At 72.8% G+C, this 26,073-nt stretch carries 19 protein-coding genes; 6 read left to right on the top strand and 13 right to left on the bottom strand.

Going from position 1 to position 26,073, the window contains the following annotated elements:
- Nucleotides 1–319 precede the first annotated feature (319 nt).
- A complete protein-coding gene (locus ACFC09_RS41430) occupies nt 320–1,327 on the bottom strand; it encodes a stage II sporulation protein M (RefSeq protein WP_376537520.1) in 1,008 nt (335 codons plus the stop codon).
- Between the two features lie 132 nt (nt 1,328–1,459).
- On the opposite strand from ACFC09_RS41430, the gene ACFC09_RS41425 reads away from it, so the two are divergent.
- Nucleotides 1,460–2,515 carry an RDD family protein gene (locus ACFC09_RS41425; RefSeq protein ID WP_376537519.1) on the top strand — a complete coding sequence of 352 codons (1,056 nt, stop codon included), beginning with the start codon at nt 1,460–1,462 and terminating at the stop codon, nt 2,513–2,515.
- A gap of 136 nt (nt 2,516–2,651) precedes the next feature.
- Here the strand turns inward: ACFC09_RS41425 and ACFC09_RS41420 are convergent, their stop codons facing one another.
- The 9 genes from ACFC09_RS41420 to ACFC09_RS41380 all read right to left on the bottom strand — a co-directional run bounded on the left by ACFC09_RS41420 (nt 2,652) and on the right by ACFC09_RS41380 (nt 13,886).
- Nucleotides 2,652–3,266, bottom strand: coding sequence for a hypothetical protein (locus ACFC09_RS41420; protein WP_376537517.1), 615 nt, complete (start codon nt 3,264–3,266; stop codon nt 2,652–2,654).
- A gap of 216 nt (nt 3,267–3,482) precedes the next feature.
- Nucleotides 3,483–4,940 (bottom strand): adenosylhomocysteinase, encoded by a 1,458-nt coding sequence (gene ahcY / locus ACFC09_RS41415; RefSeq protein ID WP_376537515.1) that lies wholly within the window; start codon nt 4,938–4,940, stop codon nt 3,483–3,485.
- Between the two features lie 296 nt (nt 4,941–5,236).
- Complete coding sequence (locus ACFC09_RS41410; protein WP_376537513.1) at nt 5,237–6,217, bottom strand: cation diffusion facilitator family transporter; 981 nt, start codon at nt 6,215–6,217, stop codon at nt 5,237–5,239.
- 156 nt (nt 6,218–6,373) lie between these two features.
- Nucleotides 6,374–7,525, bottom strand: coding sequence for a mannose-6-phosphate isomerase, class I (manA, locus tag ACFC09_RS41405; protein ID WP_376537512.1), 1,152 nt, complete (start codon nt 7,523–7,525; stop codon nt 6,374–6,376).
- A 263-nt stretch (nt 7,526–7,788) separates the two neighbouring features.
- Nucleotides 7,789–8,916, bottom strand: coding sequence for an SIS domain-containing protein (locus tag ACFC09_RS41400; RefSeq protein ID WP_376537510.1), 1,128 nt, complete (start codon nt 8,914–8,916; stop codon nt 7,789–7,791).
- Nucleotides 8,917–9,035: 119 nt separating this feature from the next.
- Entirely contained in the window at nt 9,036–9,206 is a 171-nt protein-coding gene (locus ACFC09_RS41395) for a Trm112 family protein (RefSeq protein ID WP_109005418.1), read from the bottom strand.
- Between the two features lie 721 nt (nt 9,207–9,927).
- Entirely contained in the window at nt 9,928–11,292 is a 1,365-nt protein-coding gene (locus ACFC09_RS41390) for a phosphomannomutase/phosphoglucomutase (protein WP_376537508.1), read from the bottom strand.
- Between the two features lie 377 nt (nt 11,293–11,669).
- A complete protein-coding gene (locus ACFC09_RS41385) occupies nt 11,670–13,286 on the bottom strand; it encodes an L-lactate permease (protein ID WP_376537506.1) in 1,617 nt (538 codons plus the stop codon).
- A 177-nt stretch (nt 13,287–13,463) separates the two neighbouring features.
- Nucleotides 13,464–13,886 (bottom strand): DUF3499 domain-containing protein, encoded by a 423-nt coding sequence (locus ACFC09_RS41380; protein ID WP_376537504.1) that lies wholly within the window; start codon nt 13,884–13,886, stop codon nt 13,464–13,466.
- A gap of 296 nt (nt 13,887–14,182) precedes the next feature.
- On the opposite strand from ACFC09_RS41380, the gene ACFC09_RS41375 reads away from it, so the two are divergent.
- Complete coding sequence (locus ACFC09_RS41375; protein WP_376537524.1) at nt 14,183–14,635, top strand: metallopeptidase family protein; 453 nt, start codon at nt 14,183–14,185, stop codon at nt 14,633–14,635.
- 158 nt (nt 14,636–14,793) lie between these two features.
- On the opposite strand, the gene ACFC09_RS41370 is transcribed toward ACFC09_RS41375, so the two are convergent.
- From ACFC09_RS41370 to ACFC09_RS41360, 3 genes are all read right to left on the bottom strand, one after another.
- Nucleotides 14,794–16,299 (bottom strand): DUF5719 family protein, encoded by a 1,506-nt coding sequence (locus tag ACFC09_RS41370; protein ID WP_376537502.1) that lies wholly within the window; start codon nt 16,297–16,299, stop codon nt 14,794–14,796.
- A complete protein-coding gene (locus tag ACFC09_RS41365; RefSeq protein WP_376537500.1) occupies nt 16,296–20,114 on the bottom strand; it encodes a glycosyltransferase in 3,819 nt (1,272 codons plus the stop codon). Before ACFC09_RS41365 ends, ACFC09_RS41370 begins: the two co-directional genes overlap by 4 nt.
- A gap of 182 nt (nt 20,115–20,296) precedes the next feature.
- Nucleotides 20,297–20,560, bottom strand: a complete 264-nt coding sequence (locus ACFC09_RS41360; protein ID WP_003975777.1) for a WhiB family transcriptional regulator — start codon at nt 20,558–20,560, stop codon at nt 20,297–20,299.
- Between the two features lie 796 nt (nt 20,561–21,356).
- Here ACFC09_RS41360 and ACFC09_RS41355 point away from each other — a divergent pair.
- The 4 genes from ACFC09_RS41355 (at nt 21,357) to ACFC09_RS41340 (ending at nt 25,684) form a co-directional block, all read left to right on the top strand.
- Entirely contained in the window at nt 21,357–21,863 is a 507-nt protein-coding gene (locus ACFC09_RS41355) for a cysteine dioxygenase family protein (RefSeq protein ID WP_376537498.1), read from the top strand.
- Between the two features lie 33 nt (nt 21,864–21,896).
- On the top strand, nt 21,897–22,856 hold the full coding sequence (gene cofD, locus ACFC09_RS41350) for a 2-phospho-L-lactate transferase (RefSeq protein WP_376537496.1): 960 nt from the start codon (nt 21,897–21,899) through the stop codon (nt 22,854–22,856).
- A gap of 155 nt (nt 22,857–23,011) precedes the next feature.
- Nucleotides 23,012–24,451, top strand: coding sequence for a coenzyme F420-0:L-glutamate ligase (locus ACFC09_RS41345; RefSeq protein WP_376537494.1), 1,440 nt, complete (start codon nt 23,012–23,014; stop codon nt 24,449–24,451).
- Between the two features lie 228 nt (nt 24,452–24,679).
- Nucleotides 24,680–25,684 (top strand): DNA-3-methyladenine glycosylase family protein, encoded by a 1,005-nt coding sequence (locus ACFC09_RS41340; RefSeq protein WP_376537492.1) that lies wholly within the window; start codon nt 24,680–24,682, stop codon nt 25,682–25,684.
- Nucleotides 25,685–26,073 lie beyond the last annotated feature (389 nt).

Genomic DNA, 26,073 nt, shown 5'->3' with positions numbered 1-26,073 from the left:
GGTGTTTCCGACTCTATCAGACCTTTTCTCGATCCGATTTCCTCGGTGCTTTCCGGGGTCCCGCTCTCGCGTTTCCCTTTCCGGCGGTTCCGACTTTATCAGAGATTCTCGACCGGTCTGACCGGCCACTCATTCCTGAGTAAATCGGGAGAGAGGCTTCTTGGAACCATGTTCACAAAGAAGCAGATAGATCCTAACGACCGCCGCAGAACCTGTCCAGTTCTGGGCAACTGTTTGAATCTACCTCCCCGAGAGGCCCGTGTCAACGGGTAGCCCGGGGCGAAGAGGAGACTAGCAGGTCAACATCAGTGTCCGCACATCAGGCGGCCGTGGGTGCGGTCGCACTGCGTTCGGATGTCGCCAGGTCGCCCCTGTCGCCCGCGCGAGCGGCACGGCCGCCGAGTACGAAGACGTACCCGAGGAAAGCCAGCTCGGCAGCGATTCCGATGGCTATGCGAGCCCAGGTGGGCAGGCCGGAGGGGGTGACGAAGCCTTCGATGGCGCCGGAGACGAAAAGGACGAGAGCGAGGCCGATCGCCATGCCGATCGCGGCCCGGCCCTCCTCGGCGAGAGCGGTGCGGCGGGTGCGTGGACCGGGGTCGACGACGGTCCAGCCCAGGCGCAGGCCCGTACCCGCGGCGACGAAGACGGCGGTCAGCTCCAGCAGGCCGTGGGGGAGGACCAGACCGAGGAAGGTGTCGAGTCGGCCGGCCGATGACATCAGGCCGAAGCCGACACCCAGGTTGAGCATGTTCTGGAAGAGGATCCAGAGCACAGGGAGGCCGAGGAAGACTCCGAGGACCAGGCACATCGCCGCGGCCTGGGCGTTGTTCGTCCATACCTGGGCGGCGAAGGAGGCGGCCGGGTGGCTTGAGTAGTACGTCTCGTACTCGCCGCCAGGGCGGGTCAGATCGCGCAACTGGCTGGGCGCGACGATCGAGGACCGCACTTCGGGGTGAGCACCGATCCACCATCCCAGGAGAACCGCGACAACCGTGGACAGCAGCGCGGTCGGCACCCACCAGTGGCGCGCCCGGTAGACCGCGGCGGGAAAGCCCTGGCCCAGGAAGCGGGTCACGTCACGCCAGGAGGCGCGGCGCGTTCCGGTCACGGCACTGCGCGCGCGTGCCACGAGTTGGCTGAGCCGGCCCGTCAGCTGAGGGTCGGGGGCACTGGACTGGATCAGTGAGAGGTGGGTCGCGGTGCGCTGGTACAGGGCGACGAGTTCGTCGGCTTCGGTGCCGTTGAGGCGGCCACGGCGGCGCAGCAGGGCGTCGAGGCGGTCCCATTCTGCTCGGTGGGCGGTGACGAAGACGTCCAGGTCCATCGGGTGTGCCTGCTCCTCGGCTGGTCGTCGACCGCTCGTCGTGACTGTCGGTTTGTCCTACTGGGGCGGCGCTGCGCCTTCAGCTTGGCAGACTTGCGGTTCTCGGGGCAGGCCAGGGGAAGGAGGACGGGTGTGAGTGAGCTGGTGACCGGCGAGGCGGTGGCGCTCGAACTGCGGCCCGCCAAGCTGCCGAGCAGGGCGCTGGCGGTGCTGCTCGATCTGGCCGTGGCCGTGCTCGTCTACATCGCCGTGGCGACGGTTCTGGTGGCGTCGACGTCGTCCTTGGACGAGGCGGCGCAGGTCGCGCTGTCTGTTGCGTCGTTCCTGCTGGTACTGGTGGGCGGGCCGATCGCGGTGGAGACACTCAGTCATGGTCGATCGCTGGGGAAGATGGCGTGCGGGTTGCGGGTGGTCCGGGACGACGGCGGGCCGATCCGGTTCCGGCACGCGCTGATGCGCGGGGCGCTCGGTGTCGTCGAGATTCTGCTGACGTTCGGGGTCATCGCGTGCATCGCCTCGCTCGTGTCGGCTCGGGGGCGGCGCCTCGGGGACGTCTTCGCGGGCACGCTGGTCGTGCGGGAGCGGGTGCCCTCCGGGCGGACGGCGTTCGTGCCTCCGCCCCCGCCATGGCTGGCTGGGCGCTTCGCGGGGCTTGATCTGTCGGCGGTTCCGGACAGCCTGTGGCTCGCCGTCCGCCAGTACCTGACGCGGATGCAGCAACTCGACCCACAGGTGTCCTGGGCCATGGCGGAACGGCTGGCGGCCGACCTGGCGGCGGGCACGGGGGTGCCGACGCCGCAGGGCGTGCCGCCGGCCGCGTACCTGGCGGCGGTGGTGCAGGAGCGCCAGGCGCGGGAGGCCCGGCGTGCTTTCGGGCGTGGACAGGTCCCGGACGGTGCGGCCGCTGGTGGAGCGGTTGGTTCTCCGGCCGCGGCCGGTGCGCCAGGCGGGTACGTCCCTCCGGGCGGGTATGGCCCTGTGGGCGGATATGGCCCTGTGGGCGGATATGGCCCTCCGGTACCGCCGACTCCCGCGCCGGCGTATCGGCCGCAGGCTGAACGGCCGGTGGAGTATCCCGTCGGCGATGCCGGGCGGAACCCGGCGCCCGGCGCCCCGCCCGGGTCGGCAGCCGCCCGCCCTGGGGCACCGGACGACCGGCCCGCCACCGGCTTCGTACCACCCGCGTAGGGGCTGGGCGGCGGTCCGTCGGGGCGTCCGCGCTCCGCGGGACCGCCGTGCCGGGGGTACGGGCCGCGTGCGGCCGGTTCGGGCGGTCCGGATGATTCGGGCGGTTCGGGTGGTACGGGCGGTTCGGGTGATCCGGTCAGCCGAAGACCGACGGCGGGGAGTCGAGATCGTCCAGTTCGATGCCGGGTGCGGCGAGCACCACGTCGCCTGCGATGTGAACGGTGTGCCGTTCACCCGTGTCCAAGGCTGTGACCTGGTATTCGTCCACGGTCAGCGGGCCGTTGTCAGTGGCGTGTGCTTCGCTGTTCACCAAGGCCCAGGACTGGTCCACGGTGCGCGGGGCGAGGACCGGGTCCGTGAAGGCCACGAGGCGTACGCGGGTCGCGGAGTCGGACGGAGTGAGGCGCAGGAGACGGACGGTGGCGATGAGGAACGCGGGGGACGTGCCGGTGAAGGCGTGGGCGCGCACATTGCCTTCGGTGGCATGGGAGCCGGTGGGGTCGGTGCGGACCCAGGTCACTCCGTCGAGGGCGGCGCCGCGCACCTGCCAGCCGCCCGCGTGGAGTTCGAGGCGGATGGGGCGGCCGAGTTCGTCGAGGGTCAGGTCGACGGAGCCGCTGGGGTGGCCCGAAGGGGTGGTCAGCCGGGAGACGTAGCGCCAGCCGGAGGGGCCGGGGGCGCACTGGAAGTGTTCTTGTGCGAAGGGGGTGTGATCGTGCGGATCGAGGAGCGCATAGCGGCCGCGGGGCATGGGGGTCCTGGGGCTTGACGGGCGGGTGGTCCGGTCGGCTCGACGGGCCGCCCCGGCCGGTGTAACGGCCGGTCGGACCAACGGGGCAGGCCCCCGGCACGGGGGTGCGGGGGCCTGCCTCGGAGGGGCTGCCGCCGGGGGTGTGCGTCCATGGCCGGACGCACACCTCCCGGTGGATCCGCTGCGGGTGGTGCTCAGTGGTAGCGGTGGTCCGGCTCAGTAGCGGTAGTGGTCGGGCTTGTACGGGCCCTCGATCTCCACGCCGATGTACGCGGCCTGCTCGGGGCGCAGCGTGGTCAGCTTCACGCCGAGTGCGTCCAGGTGGAGGCGGGCGACCTTCTCGTCGAGGTGCTTGGGCAGCGTGTAGACGCCGGTCGGGTACTCGTCGGGCTTGGCGAACAGCTCGATCTGGGCCAGGGTCTGGTCCGCGAAGGAGTTGGACATCACGAACGACGGGTGGCCGGTGGCGTTGCCCAGGTTCAGCAGGCGGCCCTCGGACAGCACGATGAGCTTCTTGCCGTCCGGGAAGGTCCAGGTGTGGACCTGGGGCTTGACCTCGTCCTTGACGATGCCCGGGACCTTGGCGAGGCCGGCCATGTCGATCTCGTTGTCGAAGTGGCCGATGTTGCCGACGATCGCCTGGTGCTTCATCTTGGCCATGTCGGAGGCCATGATGATGTCCTTGTTGCCGGTCGTGGTGACGAAGATGTCGGCCTTGTCGATGACCTCGTCGAGGGTCGTGACCTGGAAGCCGTCCATCGCGGCCTGGAGCGCGCAGATCGGGTCGATCTCGGTGATGATGACGCGGGCGCCCTGTCCGCGCAGGGATTCCGCGCAGCCCTTGCCCACGTCGCCGTAGCCGCAGACGACCGCGGTCTTGCCGCCGATCAGGACGTCGGTGGCGCGGTTGATGCCGTCGACCAGGGAGTGGCGGCAGCCGTACTTGTTGTCGAACTTCGACTTGGTGACGGCGTCGTTCACGTTGATCGCCGGGAAGAGGAGGACGCCGTCGCGCTGCATCTCGTACAGGCGGTGGACGCCGGTGGTGGTCTCCTCGGTGACACCGCGGATCTCGGAGGCCAGCTGGGTCCACTTCTGGGGGTTCTCGCCCAGGGTGCGGTGGAGCAGCTGGAGGATGACGCGGTGCTCGTCGGACTCGGCGGTCTCCACGCCGGGGACCTTGCCGTCCTTTTCGTACTCGACGCCCTTGTGGACGAGGAGAGTGGCGTCACCGCCGTCGTCGAGGATCATGTTCGGGCCGCCGGTGGCGGCGTCCGGCCAGGTCAGTGCCTGCTCGGTGCACCACCAGTACTCCTCCAGGGTCTCGCCCTTCCAGGCGAAGACCGGGATGCCCTGCGGGTTGTCGGGCGTGCCGTTCGGGCCGACGGCGATGGCGGCGGCCGCGTGGTCCTGGGTGGAGAAGATGTTGCAGGAGGCCCAGCGGACGCGCGCGCCGAGGGCGACCAGGGTCTCGATGAGGACGGCGGTCTGCACGGTCATGTGCAGGGAGCCGGTGACGCGGGCGCCGGCGAGGGGCTGCGTCTCCGCGTACTCCTTGCGGATCGCCATGAGGCCGGGCATCTCGTGCTCGGCGAGGGTGATCTCCTTGCGGCCGAACTCGGCCAGGGAGAGGTCGGCGACCTTGAAGTCCTGTCGGTTGTCGACAGTCGTCATTGCGAGCTGCTCCTCGGGGTTGGGGCGAGGTGGGTACGGCTGGTCTGCGCGGCGGCGGACACAGGGGTGCCCGAGAAGAGGACACAGGCATGCCCACGTACGCGCAGCGCAGTTCGTCGGAGGCCCTCTCTCCCTCGGTCGGCCCCCGTACTGGGGCCGCCCGACCGCCATCAGCAGCGACGTCTGGCTCCGTCCCAAGCTACACCGCGGGACCGCGCCGCCCCAGTCCGCCTCCGAACACTTCACGCCTTTCCCGGGGCGGTAGGGGCCGGCGGGCACCCGTGGGCGGACCGGGGTCAGTGCCCGGCGGCGTGCGGGGTGGGGCCGCCGGGGGCGGCTTCCGGGTCCGGGCCCTTGGTGGCCTCGGCCTCGCTGTAGATGTCCGGTTCCAGGTAGATGACGCGGGCGATCGGGACGGCGGTGCGGATGCGGGCCTCGGCGGCGTTGATGGCGTCCGCGACCTCGGTGGCCGTGTCGTCGTGCTGGACCGCGACCTTCGCGGCGACCAGCAGTTCCTCGGGGCCGAGGTGGAGCGTGCGCATGTGGATGATGCCGGTGACCGTCTCGCCGTCGACGATCGCGGCTTCGATCTTCTTGACCTCTTCGGTGCCGGCGGCCTCGCCGAGCAGCAGCGACTTGGTCTCGGCGGCGAGGACGAGGGCGATGGCGACGAGCAGGAGGCCGATGCAGAGCGTGCCGATGCCGTCCCAGATGCCGTCGCCGGTGAGGACGGACAGGCCGACGCCGCCGAGGGCGAGGACGAGGCCGATCAGGGCGCCGAAGTCCTCCAGCAGGACCACCGGCAGCTCGGGTGCCTTGGCCCGGCGGATGAACTGCGACCAGGAGAGCTTGCCGCGGAGCTCGTTGGACTCCTTGATGGCGGTGCGGAAGGAGAAGCCCTCGGCGATGACCGCGAAGACGAGGACGCCCACCGGCCAGTACCAGTTCTCCAGCTCATGGGGGTGGCTGATCTTCTCGTAGCCCTCATAGACGGCGAACATGCCGCCGATCGAGAAGAGGACGATCGAGACGAGGAAGGCGTAGATGTACCGCTCACGGCCGTAGCCGAAGGGGTGCTGCGGGGTGGCCTCGCGCTGGGCTCTCTTGCCGCCGATGAGCAGCAGGAACTGGTTGCCCGAGTCGGCCAGCGAGTGGACGCCCTCGGCGAGCATCGAGGATGATCCGCTGAACGCGAACGCCACGAACTTCGATGCCGCGATCGCGAGATTGGCGCTGAGTGCCGCCACGATCGCCTTGGTGCCGCCTGACGCGCTCATGTGTCGCGTTGTCCCTTCCCCTACGTACCGCTACGCCGTGCGGGCCGATGCCGGTCGCCTTTGCCCGCCCTTTGCCGATGGGCCATTCTTGCAGCCCCGTCTGTTCGCGGTGCGCCAGGTATCCACAACCCCGGTCGGATGATCGGACAAGTCGGGTCAGAGGCGCACGGTGGCCCGGAAGACTGTTCCGGTTCCGGACACCTCCGCCTTGTCGGCCGCCGGTACGAACACGGACTGGCCGGGGGTCAGTTCGTGCTCGCCCGCCCGTACCGTGCCGGCCGTGCAGAGCAGGATCTGCGGGGTCGGCAGGGTGAGGTCGTGGGTGGTGCCGCCCGCCGGGAGGACGTACCGGGAGAGCTGGAACTCGTCGATGGGGGTCTCGTAGACCTCCTCGCCGTCCGGGGAGGCTTCCGGGCGCAGCACGCCCGGGTCGCTCGCCTCGAAGCGGACGATGCGCAGGAGTTCGGGGACGTCGACGTGCTTGGGGGTGAGGCCGCAGCGCAGGACGTTGTCGGAGTTGGCCATGATCTCGACGCCGAGGCCGTTCAGGTAGGCGTGCGGTATGCCGGCCCCGAGGAACAGGGCCTCGCCGGGTTGCAGGCGGACGTGGTTGAGGAGCATGGCGGCGATGACGCCGGGGTCGCCGGGGTAGTGCCGGGCGATGTCGGCGTAGGGGGCGTGGTCGCCGCCGAGGCGGGCGCAGGCGGTGGCGGCCTGGGCGACGGTGCGGGCCATCTCGTCGCGGTCGGCGGTGAGGACGGCGGTGAGGACCTCGCGCAGCGCGGCGTCCGCCGGGCGGGCGCGCAGGAGATCCACGTACGGCTTCAGGGTGTCGACGCCGAGGCCGTCGAGGAGGTCGGCGGCCCGGAGCGGGTCGCGGAAGCCGCACAGGCCGTCGAACTCGGTGAGCGCGCAGATCAGTTCGGGCTTGTGGTTGGCGTCCCGGTAGTTGCGGTACGGGGCGTCCACCGGGATGCCGCGCTGCTCCTCGTCCTCGTACCCCTGCCTGGCCTGTTCGAGGTCGGGGTGGACCTGGAGGGAGAGCGGGGCGCCGGCCGCGAGGATCTTCAGCAGGAACGGCAGCCGCGGCCCGAACTTGGCGACCGCCTCCGGTCCGAGTTCCCGCTTCGGATCCACGTCTATGACGTCGACGAGCGTGCCGCGCGGGGTGCGTGAGGGGGCGCCGGGGTGGGCGCCCATCCACATCTCGGCCTGCGGTTCGCCGGTCGGCTCGACGCCGATGAGCTTCGGGATCGCGGTGGCCGAGCCCCAGGCGTAGGGGCGGATGGTGTTGTCGAGGCGGTCCATGGGGCTCTCTCTGCCGGATGTGTGCGTACTGTCGCCGCGTATGTCTGGGGTCGGTCCCGCGTACGACCGGTCGGGGTGACGGCCGATCGGGGGCCGGTGTCTGGTCGCGATCTGTTGGCGGGTCGGGATCCGGAGACCGGTCGGGATCTTCGGGATCCGGAGACCGGTCGGGATCTTCGGGATCCGGAGACCGGTCGGGAACTTCGGGATCCGGTGACCGGTCGGGATCTGGTGGCCGGGCCGGGCCCCCCTGGGTGTCCAGGTCAGGCTCCTGAAGCGAGCGCCAGGTAAACGGCGGCGAAATCCGTCATGGCGATCAGCTCCGCCAGGGTCTCCAGTTCGTCGCCGGATGCCGGTTCCAGCTCGCTGATGGGCGTGTCGTGGCTGAGGGCCAGGTCACGGGCGCCCTGGGCGGCGGTGAGGCCGCCGATCGGACGGTCGCGGAGCAGCACCACGCGCGCGTGGAGCGCGGGGGACTCGTCGACCCGGTCGCGGAAGAAGTCGTCCGGATCGGCGCTGGCGGCGAGCGGGCCGGCGAGCAGCGCGCTGTGGGCGGCGAGCGCCTCGGGAAGTTCCGCGACGAGGGCGGGGCGGCCGGCCAGTTCGGCGAGGGCCGCGGCGAAACGCCGGCCCGCCGGACCGGCCGCGGCGCCCTCGGTCCAGATCACCGGGAGCGCGTCGGCGAGTTCGGCGGCGAGCGTCTTGGCGGGATTGCTGTAGGTCACGATGGCCGGGCCGCACCGCTCGGCGACCTGGTCCAGGCGGTCGGCGACCTGGTCCAGGGCATCGGACGGGGCGGTGACGAGTCCGACGCGGTCGAGGAGCGCGAGCAGCGGGGTGAGCAGCGCCCACAGGACGCCCGGGGAGGACGCGGCGAGTGGCTCCTCGTGGTCGTAAGGGGCGGTGGCCATCGGTACGAAGAGGCCGTGCGCTCCGGTGACCGCCTCGGCCAACGGGGTGCGGGCGGGGGCCACGGCGACGACCGAACAGCCGCGGCGGTACGCCTGGTCGACGAGGAGGGAGAGGCTGGGTTCGGAACCGTCCGGGGTGGCGATCAGCAGCAGGTCGACGGAGCCGACCCAGCCGGGCAGTTCCCAGCGCAGGGCGCCGGCCGCGGGGGCGACGCCGGAGGGGGCGAGCCGGATGACGGGGCTGCCGGGGCCGGCGAGCGAGCCGAGGAAGTCGGCGGCGTGGGTGGCGGCGGCGCCGGGTCCGGCGATCAGGACCGACCGGGGCCTGCCGTCCGGTTTGAGGCCGCCGATGCCGGCCTCGATGGCCTGCCGGGCGGCGACGCGTACGCGGGCACCGGCTTCCGCGGCGCCCCGCAGGAGACCTCGGCGGTCGGCCTCGGCGAGGCCCTCCGGGGTGTCGAGCAGCGATTCGTCGAGCATGGGCGACTGCCTCCGATGCGCCGGGGTCCTTGATGGGCGGCTCGTCTGTGCGGGTGGGCGCCTCGGTGGGCGGCCCCGGGGCCCGGGCCGGTGGCCGGTCCAGGGGGTGGGGCTCGTCCTCAGGCGGGGCGGCGGGCCTCGTCGACGAGGAGGACCGGGATGCCGTCGCGGACGGGGTACGCGAGGCCGCAGTCCTGACCGGTGCAGATCAGCTCGGAGTCCTGCTCCTTGAGGGGAGCGTGGCAGGCCGGGCAGGCGAGGATCTCCAGGAGGCCGGCTTCCAGCGGCATGGGGTGTCCCTTCGAGCGGATACGGTCGTGCACTGATGTGCCTGGTCAGGGTACCGCTGTGGGACCCGGCCGCGGGGGCCGGGCGAGCCTTGGGATGTCCGGCCGGGGCGGACGGGAGACGGCTCGTGCCGGAGGACGGTACGGCGGGGGCGCGCCCATCTGGGGCATGCCCCAGGTGGGGTCGAGGACGGCGCCGCACATCAGACGGTGCCGGGACGGCGGCACGCCGACTGGGTCGGGACGGCGCGGCGCCCGGAAGCCGGATCCAGTGACGGCGCCGCTCTTCGAACCGCTCGGCACGACGCGGCCTGCCTGCACGTTCCGCCCCGCCCCGCCTTGCCTTGCCTTGCCTTGCCTCGCCTCGGCGGCTGACGGCTGACGGCTGACGGCACGGCCGCCCTGCCCTACGCGGCACAGCGGCCCTGTATTTACGAGGCACAGCGGCCCCGGCCCTACACGGCACAGCACATCAGCCGGCCGGCCGACCCGACGCGGCCTCGGCGGTACGGCACAACGCCTCCCACGCCGGACGGCTCGGCACGGCGACCCCGCCGAACGGCTGACGGCTCGGCACGGCGACCCCGGCGTGCAAAGGATGGCGACCCCGGCGTGCAAAGAACGGCGGCCCCGACCGGACCCCCACGGCACGACGGCCCGCGCCGAGGGGGTCGTCAGGCGCCCGTGCCGAAGCGGTAGGCAGCGGTCCGCTTCCGGGCGGTCGTCAGCCCCGGATGATCGCCAGTACCTCGTCCCGCACCCTGACCATGGTCGCCTCGTCGCGGGCCTCCGCGTTCAGCCGCAGCAGGGGTTCGGTGTTGGAGGGGCGGACGTTGAACCACCAGTCGGCGGTGGACACGGTGAGGCCGTCGAGGTCGTCGAAGGTGACGCCTTCCCGGGAGGCGTAGGCGGCGCGGATCGCGGCGAGGCGGGCCTTCTGGTCGGCGACCGTGGAGTTGATCTCACCGGAGCCGACGTAGCGGTCGTACTGGGCGACGAGGGCGGACAGGGGAGCGTCCTGGCCGCCGAGGGCGGCGAGGACGTGCAGCGCCGCGAGCATGCCCGTGTCGGCGTTCCAGAAGTCCTTGAAGTAGTAGTGCGCGGAGTGCTCGCCGCCGAAGATCGCGCCGGTGCGCGCCATCTCCGCCTTGATGAAGGAGTGGCCCACCCGGGTGCGCTGCGGGACACCGCCGTGCTCCTTGACGACCTCGGGGACCGACCAGGAGGTGATGAGGTTGTGGATGACCGTGCCCTGCCCGCCGTTGCGGGCCAGTTCGCGCGCGGCCACCAGGGCGGTGATCGCCGACGGGGACACGGGATCGCCGTGCTCGTCGACGACGAAGCACCGGTCGGCGTCGCCGTCGAACGCGATGCCGAGGTCGGCACCCTCCGCGCGCACCCGCTGCCGCAGGTCCACGATGTTGGCCGGGTCGAGCGGGTTGGCCTCGTGGTTCGGGAACGTGCCGTCCAGTTCGAAGTACATCGGGACCAGGGTCAGGGGCAGGCCGGCGAAGACCGTGGGGACCGTGTGGCCGCCCATGCCGTTGCCCGCGTCCACGACGACCTTCAGGGGGCGGATGGAGGCCAGGTCGACGAGGGAGCGGAGGTGCGCCGCGTAGTCCTTCAACGTGTCGCGCCCGGTGACGGTTCCCGGCCGCTCGGCGGGCTGCGGGGCGCCCGACTCCAGCCAGCGCTCGGCCAGTTCACGGATCTGGGCCAGCCCGGTGTCCTGGCCGACCGGCGCCGCGCCCGCGCGGCACATCTTGATGCCGTTGTAGCGCGCCGGGTTGTGCGAGGCCGTGAACATGGCGCCGGGCAGGCCGAGGGCGCCCGAGGCGTAGTACAGCTGGTCGGTGGAGCACAGGCCGATCTCGGTGACGTCGGCGCCCTGGGCGGCCGCACCGCGCGCGAAGGCGCGGGACAGGCCGGGCGAGGACGGTCGCATGTCGTGGCCGGTCACGATCGCGTCGGCGGCGGTGACCTGGACGAACGCCGCCCCGAAGAGTTCGGCCAGCGAGTCGTCCCACTGGTCCGGGACCACTCCGCGTACGTCGTACGCCTTCACGATCTGCGACAGATCAGCAGCCACGGCCAACCCTCCTGAAGTCCTATCGGTCCGCACAAACTACCCGTACGAACCGGAGGTCCGCTGAAGACGCCCAAAGGCTCCCCGCCGCGCCGCCGGGTCGGCTCCCGGCCGGACGGCGTGGGCACGGCTCACGGCAGGTCCGGGTCCGGCCTACGCAGGTCGCGCCGACGGCGCCCGGACCACGTCGGCGCGGCCCCTGCCGACGGCGCCCGGCCCCCACCGCCGCAACGCAGAGCGCGCCGCCCCTCACCGACGCAGCGCAGAGGGCTGTCCGGCCCCCACCGCCGCGGCCCAGACCGCCGTCCGGTCCCCACCGCCGCGGCCCGGACCGGCAGCCGCCCCCGCCAAAACAGCCCAGATCAGCAGGCCCGTGCGGCTCACGGCAGCATCCACCCGAGCACCGGTGTGCTCTGGAGGACCACGATCAGGCACATCACCAGGAGCAGCCCGGCGCTCCAGGGCAGCACCTTGCGCAGCAGGTCGCCCTCGCGGCCGGCCAGGCCGACCGCGGCGCAGGCGATGGTCAGGTTCTGCGGCGAGATCATCTTGCCGAGGACACCACCGGAGCTGTTGGCCGCGGCGAGCAGTTCGGGCGACAGTCCCGATTCGCGGGCCGCGCTCACCTGGAGGGCGCCGAAGAGGGCGTTCGCCGAGGTGTCGGATCCGGAGACGGCCACTCCGAACCAGCCGAGGACCGGGGAGAGGAAGGCGAGTCCGGCGCCGGCGGCGGCCACGAACTGGCCGATCGTCGCCGCCTGTCCGGAGAGGTTCATGACGTAGGCGAGGGCCAGCACGGACGTCACGGTGAGGATCGCGAACCTCAGTTCGTGCACCGTCGCGGCCCACTCGCGCACCGCCACGCGCGCGTGCACGCCGAGCACGGCCGCGGTGCACACTCCGGCGAACAGCACGAGTGTGCCGCCCGCGGAGACGACGGGCCAGCTGAAGACGTTCCCGCTGACCGGGGTGCCGTCGGGGGCGGCGACGTTCAGGAGGGGCCAGTCGTACGTCTGCGTCGTTCGCGCGAGCCAGTCCTTGACGACCGGGACCTGCGCCAGGGAGAAGATCACCACGATGAACGCGTACGGGGCGTAGGCGCGCAGGACTTCGGGCCGCGGGTCGGACTCGTCCAGGTCCGCGCTGCGCACGCCGGTCAGCACGGACGCCCGTACGGTCTCCGTGGCGGGCACGCGCGCGTGCGGTACGGCGACCAGGGCGCCGGCGCCGACCAGGGAGGCGGCGATGTCGGCGAGTTGCGCCGAGACGTAGTTGGAGGCGGCGAACTGGGCGGCCGCGAAGGCGACTCCGCACACCAGGGCGGGCACCCAGGTCTCGCGCAGCCCGCGGCGCCCGTCGACGAGCCCGATGAGGACGAGCGGCACCGCCAGGGCGAGCAGTGGTGTCTGCCGGCCGACCACGGAGGCGACGGAGTCCAGTGGCAGCCCGGTGACCTGAGCGAGCGTCACGACCGGGGTGCCCATGGCACCGAAGGCGACCGGCGCGGTGTTGGCGACCAGGGAGACCACCGCGGCGCGCACCGGGTCGAAGCCGAGGGCGACGAGCATCACCGAGCAGATGGCGACCGGCGCGCCGAATCCAGCCAGGGCCTCCAGGAGGGCACCGAAGCAGAACGCGACCACCAGGGCCTGGATGCGCGGGTCGTCGGACAGCCGCCCGAAGGAGCGGCGCAGGATGTCGAAGTGCCGGGTGCGGACGGTCATCCGGTACACCCACAGGGCGTTGATGACGATCCACAGGATCGGGAAGAGGCCGAACGCGGCCCCCTGGACGGCGCTTGACAGCGTCTGCTCCAGCGGCATGCGGTAGGCGAGCCAGGCGACCAGAACGGCCGCGAGGAGGCCGATCAGACCAGCCTGGTGCGCCTTCATGCGGACGCCGCCGAGCAGGACCAGGACGATGACGAGCGGCAGGGCCGCGACCAGGGCGGACAGGCCGAGTGAAGCGGCGACGGGATCGAGGTGCTGGACGTACACGGGGGGCCTCCCCGGGCCTCATCGTTTTCCGGCATACGGAAATCGATTTCTCGTTTCAGCTGACGGAATGGTCGTGTCCGCGACAACCATGCGTCAATGGGTGTGCGTCGATCCGCGGAAGATTCCACGGGGAGTCGGTCGTGCGGAGGGCCGGCGGCGCGGGACGGCGCGCGGGAATCAGTTGTCCGGTGAGCGCAGCACCCGGAGGTGACCGCGGCGGGCGACCTCCATGGGGTCCGCCGTGCGTGCCCCGCCGCCCGCCTCGGCCGCCCGCTCCTGGGGGCGGGCCGCCTCGCGCACGGCGTTGGCGAGCGCCTCCAGGTCGTCACCGCTGGGGCGGGCCGGAGCGGAGCCGTCGAGGAGCCTGACGACGTCCCAGCCGCGCGGAGCGGTCAGGCGCTCGGAGTGCTCGGCGCACAGGTCGTAGCAGTGTGGTTCGGCGTAGGTGGCGAGCGGGCCGAGGACGGCGGTCGAGTCGGCGTAGACGTACGTCAGCGTCGCGACGGCGGGTCGGCCGCAGGCGGTGCGCGAACAGCGACGTACAGGGCTCACGACGTTGGACGGTACCGCACTCTTGAGCGGGCCGCGACGACTCTCCACCAGGTCACTCCACCGTGTCGTGCTGTGAGACGCCCCACACGCTCCCGCGATCACACTTTCCTGACCTGCGTGAACAGACCCGCCCACCGTCCGCGGCACGCGGGCATCCGGTCATGAGTCGGCACAAACAACGCCAATTGGCTTGAGGGCGACGGTCCCGGAGAGACGCCGAAACGTGCTCAACCTTGGCTGGAATGGTCATCCCACGACATGCGGTACACGGTGCCCGGTCGGCGTCCCGGTCGGCGTGTGGGGGACCGGCGGGCGGACCGCGCGAGGACTACGCTTCACCAGTGATGGACAACCGTGTACCGCCCCGTGCCGTCGGCCCCGGGCCCCGTCGTCGTGACCGCCACGGGCGTGGCATGCGCGGGCCCATCGCCCCGCCGCAGGTGCCGCTCGCGGCATCGCGCGCGGAGGCGTTCGCGGACCTGGTGCAGGACTCCGTGGAACGGCTCGGGCGGCGCTGGCCGCAGCTCGCCGACATCGATTTCCAGGTGCTGGAGGTGCCCAAGCTCCAAGGACAGCCCGGTGACGTCTGGAGCGACGAGGCCGTGCCGCTCGGCCGGACCGTGGCGGCGCACGACGGGCACCGGGCGCGCGTGGTGGTGTACCGCAGGCCCGTGGAGATCCGTACGAAGGGGCGGGACGAGCGGGCGGCGCTGGTGCACGAGGTCGTCGTGGAGCAGGTCGCCGAGTTGCTGGGGCTCACCCCGGAGACGGTCGATCCCCGCTACGGCGAGGACTGAGCGCGCACACCCGAGCGCCCCTCCCGCACACCCGAGCGCCCCTCCCGCACACCCGGGTGTCCCCTCCGTACGGCACACCCCGGGTGTCCCCCGTACGGTCGCGTCCCTCCGAGGCCGCCGCGTCCCTTCCGTGACGTGCCGCCCGTCTGTCGCCCCGCTCAGCGCTGGAGGACCGAGAGGTCCTGGTCCGCCCGCGGGACCGCGACCGTTCCCCGGTCGTCCGGGAGCGTCTGGACCGTGAAGCCGGGGATGCCCTCCTGGGTGTCGGTGAGGGTGCGGGAGGCGTACACCGGGCCGCCGGAGACGGTCTCGACCGTCAGCGCGTACGTGCCCTTCAGGCCGGACGGGGCCGGGATCTCGATGTCCTGGGTGCTTCCCGCCTTGACCCGGTAGGACTTCGTCACGGGTGTGCCGCCCTCGGTGCCGGCCGAGGCCGTCACCTTGATCTCGGCGGCGGCGGTGGGTGCGGTGACGGACAGGGTCGTGCCCTTGGCGCTGTTGCCGACGGCTGTCGCCCGCGCGCCCACCGGCTCGGTCGCCGGGATGAAGGCGGTCTCCTGCTTGTCGCCCTTGCCGCGGGTCACCCGCAGGGCGGCGATCACCGGCACCGACTGGTCCCCCGGCATCAGGACGAGGGAGCCCGCTTCTCCCCGGGTCAGCTCGCCCAGGTCGGCGGCCGTCGTCATGCCCGCCTTCACGCGCAGCGTCTCGTTCCCGGCGGGGGTGATCAGGCCGTCCGCGGAGGCCAGGCGGATCTTCAGGTCCGCGTCGCTGTCCGAGGGGGTGAAGGCGATCAGCCGGACGTCGGTGGCGTCCTTCGGGATGCCGGGCAGCACCAGCGTGTCGGCCGGGTCGCCGGCCGCCGCCAGCCAGTCGCCGCCGGTCTTGGCGTCGAGGGCCTGGACGGCCGCGCCGACCCGCCCACTGCGGACGTTGACGTGCAGTGTGAGGTCGCTCTGCGCGTCGCCGGCCAGCGTGGACAGCAGGACGGGCTTGCTGGAGTGCGGCGGGACCGTGATCCCCTCCCCCACCGTAGACTTGATCGCGCCGTCCTTGCCGTACAGATCCAGGTCGACGACGGCCGCGCCGTCGTCGGGGTTGGTGAGGTGCACGTAGTCGGTACGGTCGGCGGCCGTGGAGACACCCGGGAACCAGAACTCGGTGTCCGCCGCGGTACAGGTGACGCCCTGTAGGCCGCGGCCGGTGCCCGCGGCGATCGAGGTGGTCTCCTGGACGGTCCAGCCGGGCGCCGACTTCCCCTCGGCGGTGCCGGCGAGCGCGGGCGTGTCGGATCCGGAGGTGTCACCGGTGGCCGGGGTGCCGGGCGCCTCGGGGGTGAGCACCGGCTCGGCGTCCTTCTTGCTGCCCTTGCCCTTGCCCGTGTCGCCGGTGCCGTCCGCCGACTCCTCGGTCACCGGCTTCAGTTCGGCCTTGCCGTCGCCCTTCGTGCCCTTCGTGACCGGGGTGAAGGACGTGTACGACGTCTCGGCGATGTCGGAGAGGCTCGGCGCCGGGCACAGCAGGCTCGTGCGCTCCACGGGGAGTTGGGCGGCCGCCTCGGGAGCGGCCGCGCCGGAGGCGGCCGGGGTCTCCAGCGTGGCGAAACCGGTGACGGCGGCGAGCGCGGCCGTGCCGGCGATCAGGGACAGGGTGGTGCGCTTCACTGCTGGCTCCCGTCGGGGCGCTCGCTGGCGGTGCCGTGGTGGGGATGGGGGTGGGGGTGGGCCGCCGGGTCGTAATGCGGGTCGTAGCCCGCGTCGTAGCCGGGCTCGTAACCCTGCTGGTACGTCGGGTCGTAGGCACCCTGCTGGGGAGCGCCGTCGTACCCGTACGGGTCGTACTGGCCGCTCTGGTACGGGTCCGCCTGGTAGGTCTGCTGGTCGTAGCCGCCCTGGTAATGACCGGCGCCCTGGTACTGGTCCGTGCCCTGGTACTGGTCGGCGCCCTGGTACTGGTCGCCGTAGTACTCGGTGCCCGCGTAGGCGCCCGTGTCGTTGCCCCAGGCCGTCGTGTCCTCGCCCGGGGGCACCGGCGTGTCGTAGGTCTGCTGGTGCGGTACGGCGGCCGGAGCCTCCTCGGCGGACGGCGGGCCGTCCGGGTCGGGTGCCTCCGGCGCGCCGGAGTCCTCGGCATCCGCCTGGGCGCGCAGGCGGCGGGCCCGGCGGCCCTCCCCGGCCACGGCCTGAGCGGGGACGGCGGCTTCCTCGGGCAGGTCGTCGTCGACGTCGCGGCGGCGGCCGGGCAGGGCGAGCACGACCAGGACCACGGCGAGTGCGCCCTGGGCCCACAGCCAGGCGGTGTGGCCGATCGGGGCGTCGTAGGCGACGTCCAGCGTGCCGCCCTCGGCGGGGAGTTCGAAGCCCTGGGCCCAGCCGTCGACCGTGGTACGGGTGAGCGGCTTGCCGTCCAGGGTGGCGGTCCAGCCGTCGGCGGCCGCGTCGGCCAGCCGCAGGACACGGCCGTCCGGGCCGGACGGAACGGTGGTGTGGACGTCAACAGGACCGGCGGCCACGGGCTGCGGGGTGCCCGAGCCGTTGCCGGACACGATGGCCGCGCGCGAGACCTGCTGGTCGACGCGCCACAGCGCGCTGCCGTCCTGCTCACTGAGCCGGCTCAGGCCGGGCGTGGCGTCGAGGACGCGGCTCATCTCGCGCGGCGCGCCCTTGTGGACGATGACGTAGCGCACCGCGAAGCCGCCGAGTTGGTCCGCCTGGTCGGCGCCGGAACCGGCGACGAGGTTGGCGACGGCCTTGTCGAGGGTGGCGCTCTCGCCCTGCGCGACGGCGAGTTCGGCGTCGCCCATGCGGGCGCCTGAGCCGCGGACGAGGGTGTAGCGCACCTGCGCGCCGGAGTCGCTGTCGAGGACCAGGGTGCGGGCCTGGTCCTCGGTGTCGCTGTCCTCGGCGACGAACGCGGGCACCTGCACCGGGTCGCGCCGCTCCACCGGTCCGTCGGCGCCGCCGATCATCCAGCCCATGGCGACCAGCAGCGGGCCCGCGGCCGACGCGAAGGCGATCAGCGCGGCGACCGGCTGGCGCCAGCCGAAACTCTGCTCGGCCACGCGTGCGCGTGCCCCGTCGGCGCCGAGCACGGCGGCGGCGAGCAGCGCGATGCCGTACACGAGGGTGGCGGGGCCGGCCCAGGCGGAGCCGTTGGACAGGGCCGCGAAGACGAGGGCCACCAGGGCGACCGCCCAGGCCCGGTAGATGCCCGACTGGCGTTCGGAGCGCAGCAGGGCGGCCAGCGCGGCCAGCACGATGCCGATGAGCATCAGCCCGTCCACCGTGCCGGGGCCGCCCGGGCTCGCGCCGAGCAGGTCGAGCGCGGAGGCCGCCGAGGCGCCGTACTCCAGTCCCGCCTCCTTGAAGAAGCCGAACGGGAGCAGCGACAGCGACCACGGCGCGAGGACCAGCAGCGGGGTGCCCAACTGGGTCAGGAAGCGCAGGCCCTGCGCGGGGAGGTCGCCGCGGCGCACGGCCAGCACGCCGATGCCCAGGATCAGCGCGATGGGCCACACGATGGGCGTGAAGGCGGTGGTGACGGTCAGCAGCAGCGCGTACGCCCAGGTGGCGCGCCAGCTGCCGCGCGCGCCCGAGCCGTGTGCCAGGCCGCTCGCGGCGATGCCCGCGCGGGCGATCAGCGGCAGCAGCACGGCCAGCACGGCGGTGCCGATCCGGCCGCTCGCGAGGGCACCGGTGGCGGCGGGCAGGAAGGCGTAGGCGATGGCCGCCCACGCGCGCAGGAGGCGCGAGGTGACGAGCGGGCGGGAGGCGAAGTACGCGGTGACGCCGGCCAGCGGAACCGAGCAGACGAGCAACACGGTGACTGCGAGGCCGGTCGAGCCGAACAGCACGGACGCCAGCATCGCGACGATCGCCAGGTAGGGCGGCGCGGACGGGGTGCCGCCGGTGCCCACTGGGTGCCAGGCGTCGAGATAGCGCGACCACAGCCCGCCGGCGTCGGCCGGTGCGGGCAGCAGGGCGCCGCCGGACAGCGCGCCGCCGCCGAGCAGGGAGCGGCAGGCGACCAGCGAGACCAGCAGCAGGACCAGGAAGAGGACGGGGCCGGGTTTGCGGGCGATGCGCTTGAGGCGGGCGAACTGCTCGATCTCCAGGAAGTCCGCGTCGTCGCCGCCGGGGCCGGACTCCACCGCGCCGCCGTGCCGTCCGGCCGAGGAGACCTCGGGGTCGGACGCGCCGAAGACATTGCCCGCGACCTGTTCCACGGTGGCCCGCACGGTCGCGCCGGGCGGCGGGAACAGCGGGCGCAGCTCGCCCTTGTCGACCTGGGGGCGACCGCGGCTGCGCCGGCCGGCGAGGATCCGCTCGGGCCGCAGCAGGACGCCCAGCAGACCGCGGACCTCGTCGACGGCCTGGCCGGGGACCTTGCCGACCAGGTAGGCGAGGGTGCGCAGGAGCGTGCCGAGCACCAGCCGCAGCAGGATCCAGGGCAGCACCGCCGTACGCGCGTTGACGAGGAGGGTGTAGACGGCACCCGCCTTGTCGACCTTGTGCGGGGAGGCGGTGGTGCGGCCGCCGCAGTCGACGGTGCGGCGCTCGCGGGAGGCGGCCTCGGCGTGCCGCACGACGGCCTCGGGGGCGATGAGGACGCGGTGGCCGGCGGAATGGGCACGCCAGCACAGGTCGACGTCGTCGCGCATGAGGGGCAGCCGGCGGTCGAATCCGCCGAGTTCCTCGAAGACGTCGCGCCGGATCAGCATGCCCGCGGTGGAGACGGACAGGACGCGCTGCACGTGGTCGTGCTGGCCCTGGTCCTGTTCGCGGCGGTCCAGGCCGGTCCAGCGGCGGCCGGAGTGGGCGATGCTGACGCCTACCTCCAGGAGCTGGCGGCGGTCGTACCAGCCGCGGAGCTTGGGGCCGACGACGGCTACGTCGTCGCGGCCCAGCTCCAGCTCGTTGTCGACCACGCGCAGCAGCTGGGCCAGGGCGTCGGGCTCGGGGGCGCAGTCGTCGTGCAGGAGCCACAGCCACTGCACGGGCTCCCCGTGCGGCAGCTCCGGCATGTCGTACGCCTCGTCGCGCCAGGTGCGCGTGACGGGGTCCCAGCCGCTGGGGCGCTTGAGGTAGGGCAGTTCGTCCGGGGTGAGGACGGGCGCGGTGCGGTTGGCCTCCTCGACGGCCTGGCCGAAGCCGGTGCGGCGGGCGAGGTGCAGCACGCGGTCGGCGCCGAGCGCGTCGGTGACCAGCTGGGCGGACTCGTCCGCGCTGCCGGTGTCGGCCGCCATCGCGTGCTGGACGGGCCGCTCCTGGCCGAACAGCCCGGCGAGCGCGTCGGGCAGCCAGCGGGCGCCGTCGTGGGAGACGAGCACCGCGGTCACCACGTGCCGCGGGAACTCGGGCGGACGGGCGGGGTCGAAGGCTGCCGAGTGGGCAGGCTCGAACGCCGCCGGGCGGGCCGGATCGAACGCTGCGGCGGCAGCGGCGTCTTGACTGGCTGCCGTATGGCTGTGCACGGACATCGAGGTACGGGCCCCGGTTCGGTGGACTGTGGTGGACGCCCGCACCCCGAGGGGGCGGCGCGGCGTCTCGGACGAGCGACCACACTATCGGCTGGGCATGACGACGGCCCGCCGCCTGTGGATAACCCACCGGCTACGGGCCGTTCGTGACGTATGTGCGTGAAGGTTCCGTACCGCCCCGATCAGACGGCCGCTTTCTTCAACCTGCGGCGCTCACGCTCGGACAGGCCGCCCCAGATGCCGAAGCGCTCGTCGTTGGCGAGGGCGTATTCGAGGCACTCGGAGCGGACCTCGCAGGCGAGACAGACCTTCTTGGCCTCTCTGGTCGAGCCGCCCTTCTCGGGGAAGAAGGACTCGGGATCGGTCTGGGCGCACAGCGCGCGCTCCTGCCAGCCGAGTTCCTCGTCCGCGTCGTCGACCAGCAGTTGCTGCACCAGCTCGGTCATGTGCGCCCCTCGTCTGTCTTTCACGTCCCCGTGTGGCGGCCGTTACCGATTTCGGCTGAACGACACGAGTGAAATTACAAGTGTGCTGCTCCGGGCGAGTCAAGCCGAGATCTGCTATTGGGCCCGTTATTCACTCTGCGGAACCAAGGCCGTGCGGAAAGTGTTCAAATCGCCATAAACCTTGACATGCCGCCGAGGCCCCGGGAGGGCGCCGAACCCGTACGGCGATCTGCGGGGATCCGTACGCTGAAGGACGCCCAGGAGTTCGCCCGCGTTCCGGCGGAACCCGCACTCCCGGATGTGCGCGATGTCTCCCCGCGGCCCGACGGGCAAACCTTTCACCCCGGAGAGGAACCGGATGAGGTGAAACATGTGCCACATATCGGATGCCAAGTTGACACTGCGGGTGTGAACCGATGTCCTTGTGGGCATGCTCGCGAACTCGGCTCTCACCCCGACCCGCTCCGCCGGGTCCCACGGTGCTGCCCGCGCTCGCCGCAGCTGTTGTTGTTGCGGCTGTTGAGCCAAGCGCGCTCCGGCTGTTCCCCCGAGTCCGTCCCATCCGTCCGACTCGGCCGCTGCCTGCCCCAGCCCGCCTCCCCGAAGCCTCCGCGCTCCGTCCGCTCCGCTTCGCCCGGCCCCACCGCTCTCCCTTTTCTTCTCCACTCCGCGTCCCCTCTTCTTCGCTCCCCCTCCGCGTCTCCTTCTCCCCTCGTCGCTCCCGCGTCGCAAAGTCCGTCCCGAAGCCCGTCCCGAAGCCCCCCGCCACTTCCCGCCGAGGACCCACAGCACCACGATGAACAGCGACAACGACCTCCAGATCGCCGGCGACATCCTCGAAGTCCCCCACCTGCTCCAGCCCCCGCGCGAGCACCCGGAAACCGTCGCCGGCTTCGTGGGCCTCGCCCGCTCCGTCGCGGCCGACCGCGCCCAGTGGGCGCATCTGGTCCGGTACGACGCGACGACCCGCTGGTACCACCGGCTGCGCACCGGCCCCGGCTACGAGGTGTGGCTGCTGTCCTGGGTCCCCGGGCAGGGCACCGGACGACACGACCACGGCCGGTCCTCCGGAGTGCTGACGGTCCTGGAGGGCGCGCTGACGGAGCGGTCCGCGCGGGGCGCGCGCGTGCTGGCGCCGGGCGTGCAGCGGGTGTTCGCGCCGGGATATGTGCACGAGGTGGTCAACGACGCGCTGGAGCCCGCGGTCAGCCTGCACGTCTACCATCCGGGCCTCACCGAGATGACCATGCACACCGCCCCGCACTGCGAGGCCCGCGGCGTGCCGCGTCCACTGACTGCCTGACGCGTTGTCGTACCCGGCTGACACACTGATTCCATGCGCATTGTGGTTCTGGCAGGCGGCATCGGCGGTGCCCGGTTCCTGCGCGGTCTGAAGCAGGCCGCGCCGGACGCGGACGTCACGGTGATCGGCAACACCGGCGACGACATCCACCTCTTCGGGCTGAAGGTCTGCCCGGACCTCGACACGGTGATGTACACGCTGGGCGGCGGCATCAACGAGGAGCAGGGCTGGGGGCGGGCCGACGAGACCTTCCACCTCAAGGAGGAACTCGGGGCGTACGGGGTCGGACCCGGGTGGTTCGGGCTCGGCGACCGGGACTTCGCCACGCACATCGTGCGGACGCAGATGCTCGGCGCGGGCTATCCGCTGAGCGCGGTGACCGAGGCGCTGTGCGACCGCTGGAAGCCGGGCGTACGGCTGATCCCCATGACCGACGACCGGGTCGAGACGCACGTGGCGGTCGAGATCGACGGCGAGCGCAAGGCCGTCCACTTCCAGGAGTACTGGGTGCGGCTGCGCGCCTCGGTCCCGGCCGAGGCCGTCGTGCCGGTCGGGGCCGAGCAGTCCAAGCCCGCGCCGGGCGTCCTGGAGGCCCTCGCCGAGGCGGACGTGATTCTCTTCCCGCCGTCCAACCCGGTCGTCTCCGTCGGCACCATCCTCGCCGTGCCCGGCATCCGGGAGGCCATCGCCGACGCGGGCGTGCCGGTGGTGGGCCTGTCCCCCATCGTCGGGAACGCGCCCGTGCGCGGGATGGCCGACAAGGTGCTCGCGGCGGTGGGCGTGGAGTCCACGGCGGCCGCGGTCGCCGAGCACTACGGCTCGGGCCTGCTCGACGGCTGGCTCGTCGACACGGTCGACGCGGACGCGGTCGAGCGGGTCGAGTCGGCCGGCATCCGCTGCCGGGCCGTGCCCCTGATGATGACGGACGTGGCCGCGACGGCGCAGATGGCGCGTGCGGCGCTGGCGCTCGCGGAGGAGGTGCGGGGAGCTTGAGCGGCGAGATGATCGGCACGCCGGGCGGGGCCGACGGGGCGACTGCGCCGGGCGGGACCGACGGGGCGACTGCGCGCGGCCGAGGCGGCCGTGTACCTGCCGACGGCTCGCGCGGGCCTGCCGAGGGCGCGCGTGTGTCCGCGGGCGGCTCGCGGGTGCCTGCCGACGGCGGGAAGGCCGTCGCCGGTGGCGTGGGGCGGGCGGAGGAACCGGTCGGCCGTGCGGGGCGGACGGACGGACCGGTCGGGGGTGCGGGGCGGACGGACGGACCGGTCGGGGGTGCGGGGTCGGGGCGCGGTGCGGACGGGTTCCGGGTCTGGGCCGTCGCCGGGATTCCCGAGGTCCACCGGGGCGACGACCTGGCGAAGCTGATCGCCGCGGCCGAGCCGGGACTGCTCGACGGGGACGTGCTGCTCGTCACCTCCAAGGTCGTCTCCAAGGCCGAGGGGCGCGTCGTCGAGGCAGCCGACCGGGAGGCGGCGATCGACGCGGAGACCGTACGGGTGGTGGCCAGACGCGGCCCGCTGCGGATCGTCGAGAACCGGCAGGGCCTGGTCATGGCCGCCGCCGGGGTCGACGCCTCCAACACCCCGGCGGGCACGGTGCTCTTGCTGCCCGAGGACCCCGACGCGTCCGCGCGCGCGATCCGCGACGGGTTGCGCGACGTGCTCGGCGTGGACGTCGGGGTCGTGGTCACCGACACCTTCGGGCGGCCCTGGCGGGCGGGGCTCACGGACGTGGCGATCGGCGCTGCGGGCGTGCGCGTCCTGGACGATCTGCGGGGCGGCACCGACGCGTACGGCAATCCGCTCAGCGCCACCGTCGTCGCCACGGCGGACGAACTGGCCGCCGCGGGCGACCTGGTGAAGGGCAAGGCGACCGGGCGGCCGGTGGCGGTGCTGCGCGGGCTGTCCCAGCTGGTGAGCGGTGACCAGGCGGAGGGTGCGCGGGCCCTGGTGCGCGACGCCCGCGACGACATGTTCCGGCTCGGCACCTCCGAGGCCGTACGGGAAGCGGTGACCCTGCGCCGCACCGTACGGGCCTTCACCGACGAGCCCGTCGATCCCGGTGCGGTGCGACGGGCGGTGGCCGCCGCGGTGACCGCGCCAGCGCCGCACCACACGACGCCGTGGCGGTTCGTACTGCTGGAGTCGGCGGCGGCGCGGACCCGGCTGCTCGACGCCATGCGGGAGGCGTGGATCACCGATCTGCGGCGGGACGGCAAGAGCGAGGAGTCGATCGACAAGCGGGTGCGCCGCGGCGAGGTGCTACGGGGCGCGCCGTATCTCGTCGTGCCGTGTCTGGTGATGGACGGCTCGCACACCTACGGGGACGCACGGCGGGACGGTGCCGAGCGGGAGATGTTCGTGGTCGCCACGGGCGCGGGCGTGCAGAACTTCCTCGTCGCGCTGGCCGGGGAGCGGCTGGGCTCGGCCTGGGTGTCGTCGACGATGTTCTGCCGGGACGTGGTGCGCGAGGTGCTCGGGCTCCCGCAGGACTGGGATCCGATGGGTGCGGTCGCGGTCGGGCATCCGGCCGAGCGGCCCCGGGAACGTCCGGAGCGCGAGGTGTCGGCCTTCGTCGAAGTGCGGTGACCGCCGCGGTTCGGCAACGACTTCGCGGGACGCGGGGAGCTGGGGGGAGAGGGGAAGGGGGAACTGGGGTCACCCAGTTAGAGCGCAGCCGTGGGAATGGCAGCCTCGTAGACCTGATGGGCCTCGTAGACCGCGTCAGATCTTGTTGGACCTCGTTGGACCTCGTTGGACCTCGTTGGACCTCGTCAGACGGTATTAGACGACACCGGAAGCTCTGGGACCTCTGCCATGGCAGGACGATTCGCTCCGCGGCCCACGCGCACCACCGTGCGCGGTGGGCAGGCCGCCGTGCCCGCGGGTGTGCCGCGACCCGCCGGTCCGGCTCCGGAGCGGGTACGGACCTGGGCGCCGGAGTGGCAGCTCGACATCGGACTGGTGCTGGGGCCGCTCAGGCGTGGACCGGCGGATCCCACGTTCCGGGCCGCGCCGGACGGATCCGTGTGGCGGGCCAGCCGGACGCCCGCCGGGCCCGGGACGCTGCGGGTGTCGGCGTACGACGGCCGGGTGCGCGGTGAGGCGTGGGGCCCCGGGGCGGACTGGCTGCTGGAACGGCTGCCCGAGTTGCTCGGCGCCGCGGACGACCCGGAGGCGTTCGCGCCGCGGCACCGGCTGGTGGCCGTCGCCCGGCACCGGCGTCCGGGGCTCAGGCTGACCCGTACCGGGCTGGTGCTGGAGTCGTTGATCCCGTCTGTCCTGGAGCAGAAGGTCACGACCGACGAGGCGTACCGGGCCTGGCGGCTGCTGGTGCGGAGGTTCGGGGAGCCCGCGCCGGGGCCGGTGGAGGGGAGTATGTGGGTGATGCCCGCGCCGCGGACCTGGGCGCTGATTCCCTCCTGGGAGTGGCACCGGGCCGGGGTCGACGACAAGCGGGCGTCGACGATCCTGCGGGCCGTACGGGTCGCCGCGCGGCTGGAGGAGGCGGTTCGCCTGGAACCGGCGGACGCGCAGGCGCGGTTGCAGGTCGTGCCGGGGATCGGCCCCTGGACGTCGGCGGAGACCGTGCAGCGCAGCCATGGAGCACCGGACGCGGTGACCGTCGGGGACCTGCACCTGCCGGGGATCGTGGGCTGGGCGCTCGCCGGGGACCGGCACGCGGACGACTCCGTGATGCTGTCGCTGCTGGAGCCGTACGCGGGTCAGCGGCATCGGGCGACCCGGCTGATCCTGCTGAGCGGACGGATCCCGGCGCGGCGGGCGCCGCGGATGCCGCGCGGGGACATCGGGCGGTTGTAGCGGGGCGGGTGGGACGGCGCGTTCTCGTGCGGCGGGCGTCCGGCACCGTCCAGTCACGCGTCGGCCGCGGGCCGCGGGCCGCGGTGACTGTTGCGGGCCGCGGTGACTGTTGCGGGCCGGGGACCGCGGTGGCTGCCCCTGAGCACACCGCCGGAAGTGCCGCGATGACCCGTCGTTCGTCCGCCGCGACGTCGTGGCCGGTCGCGCAGTTCCCCGCGCCCCTTCAGGGCGCCGCCTGCGCCCCCAGAACCAGCCCGCCACGGTGACTCACCCTGAGCACACCGCCGGAAGCACCGCGATGACCCGTCGTTCGTCCGCCGCGACGTCGTGGCCGGTCGCGCAGTTCCCCGCGCCCCTTCAGGGCGCCGCCTGCGCCCCCAGAACCAGCC

Source organism: Streptomyces sp. NPDC056161 (assembly GCF_042268025.1).
Lineage (GTDB): Bacteria > Actinomycetota > Actinomycetes > Streptomycetales > Streptomycetaceae > Streptomyces.
This window is presented reverse-complemented; position numbering and strand designations above follow the sequence as displayed.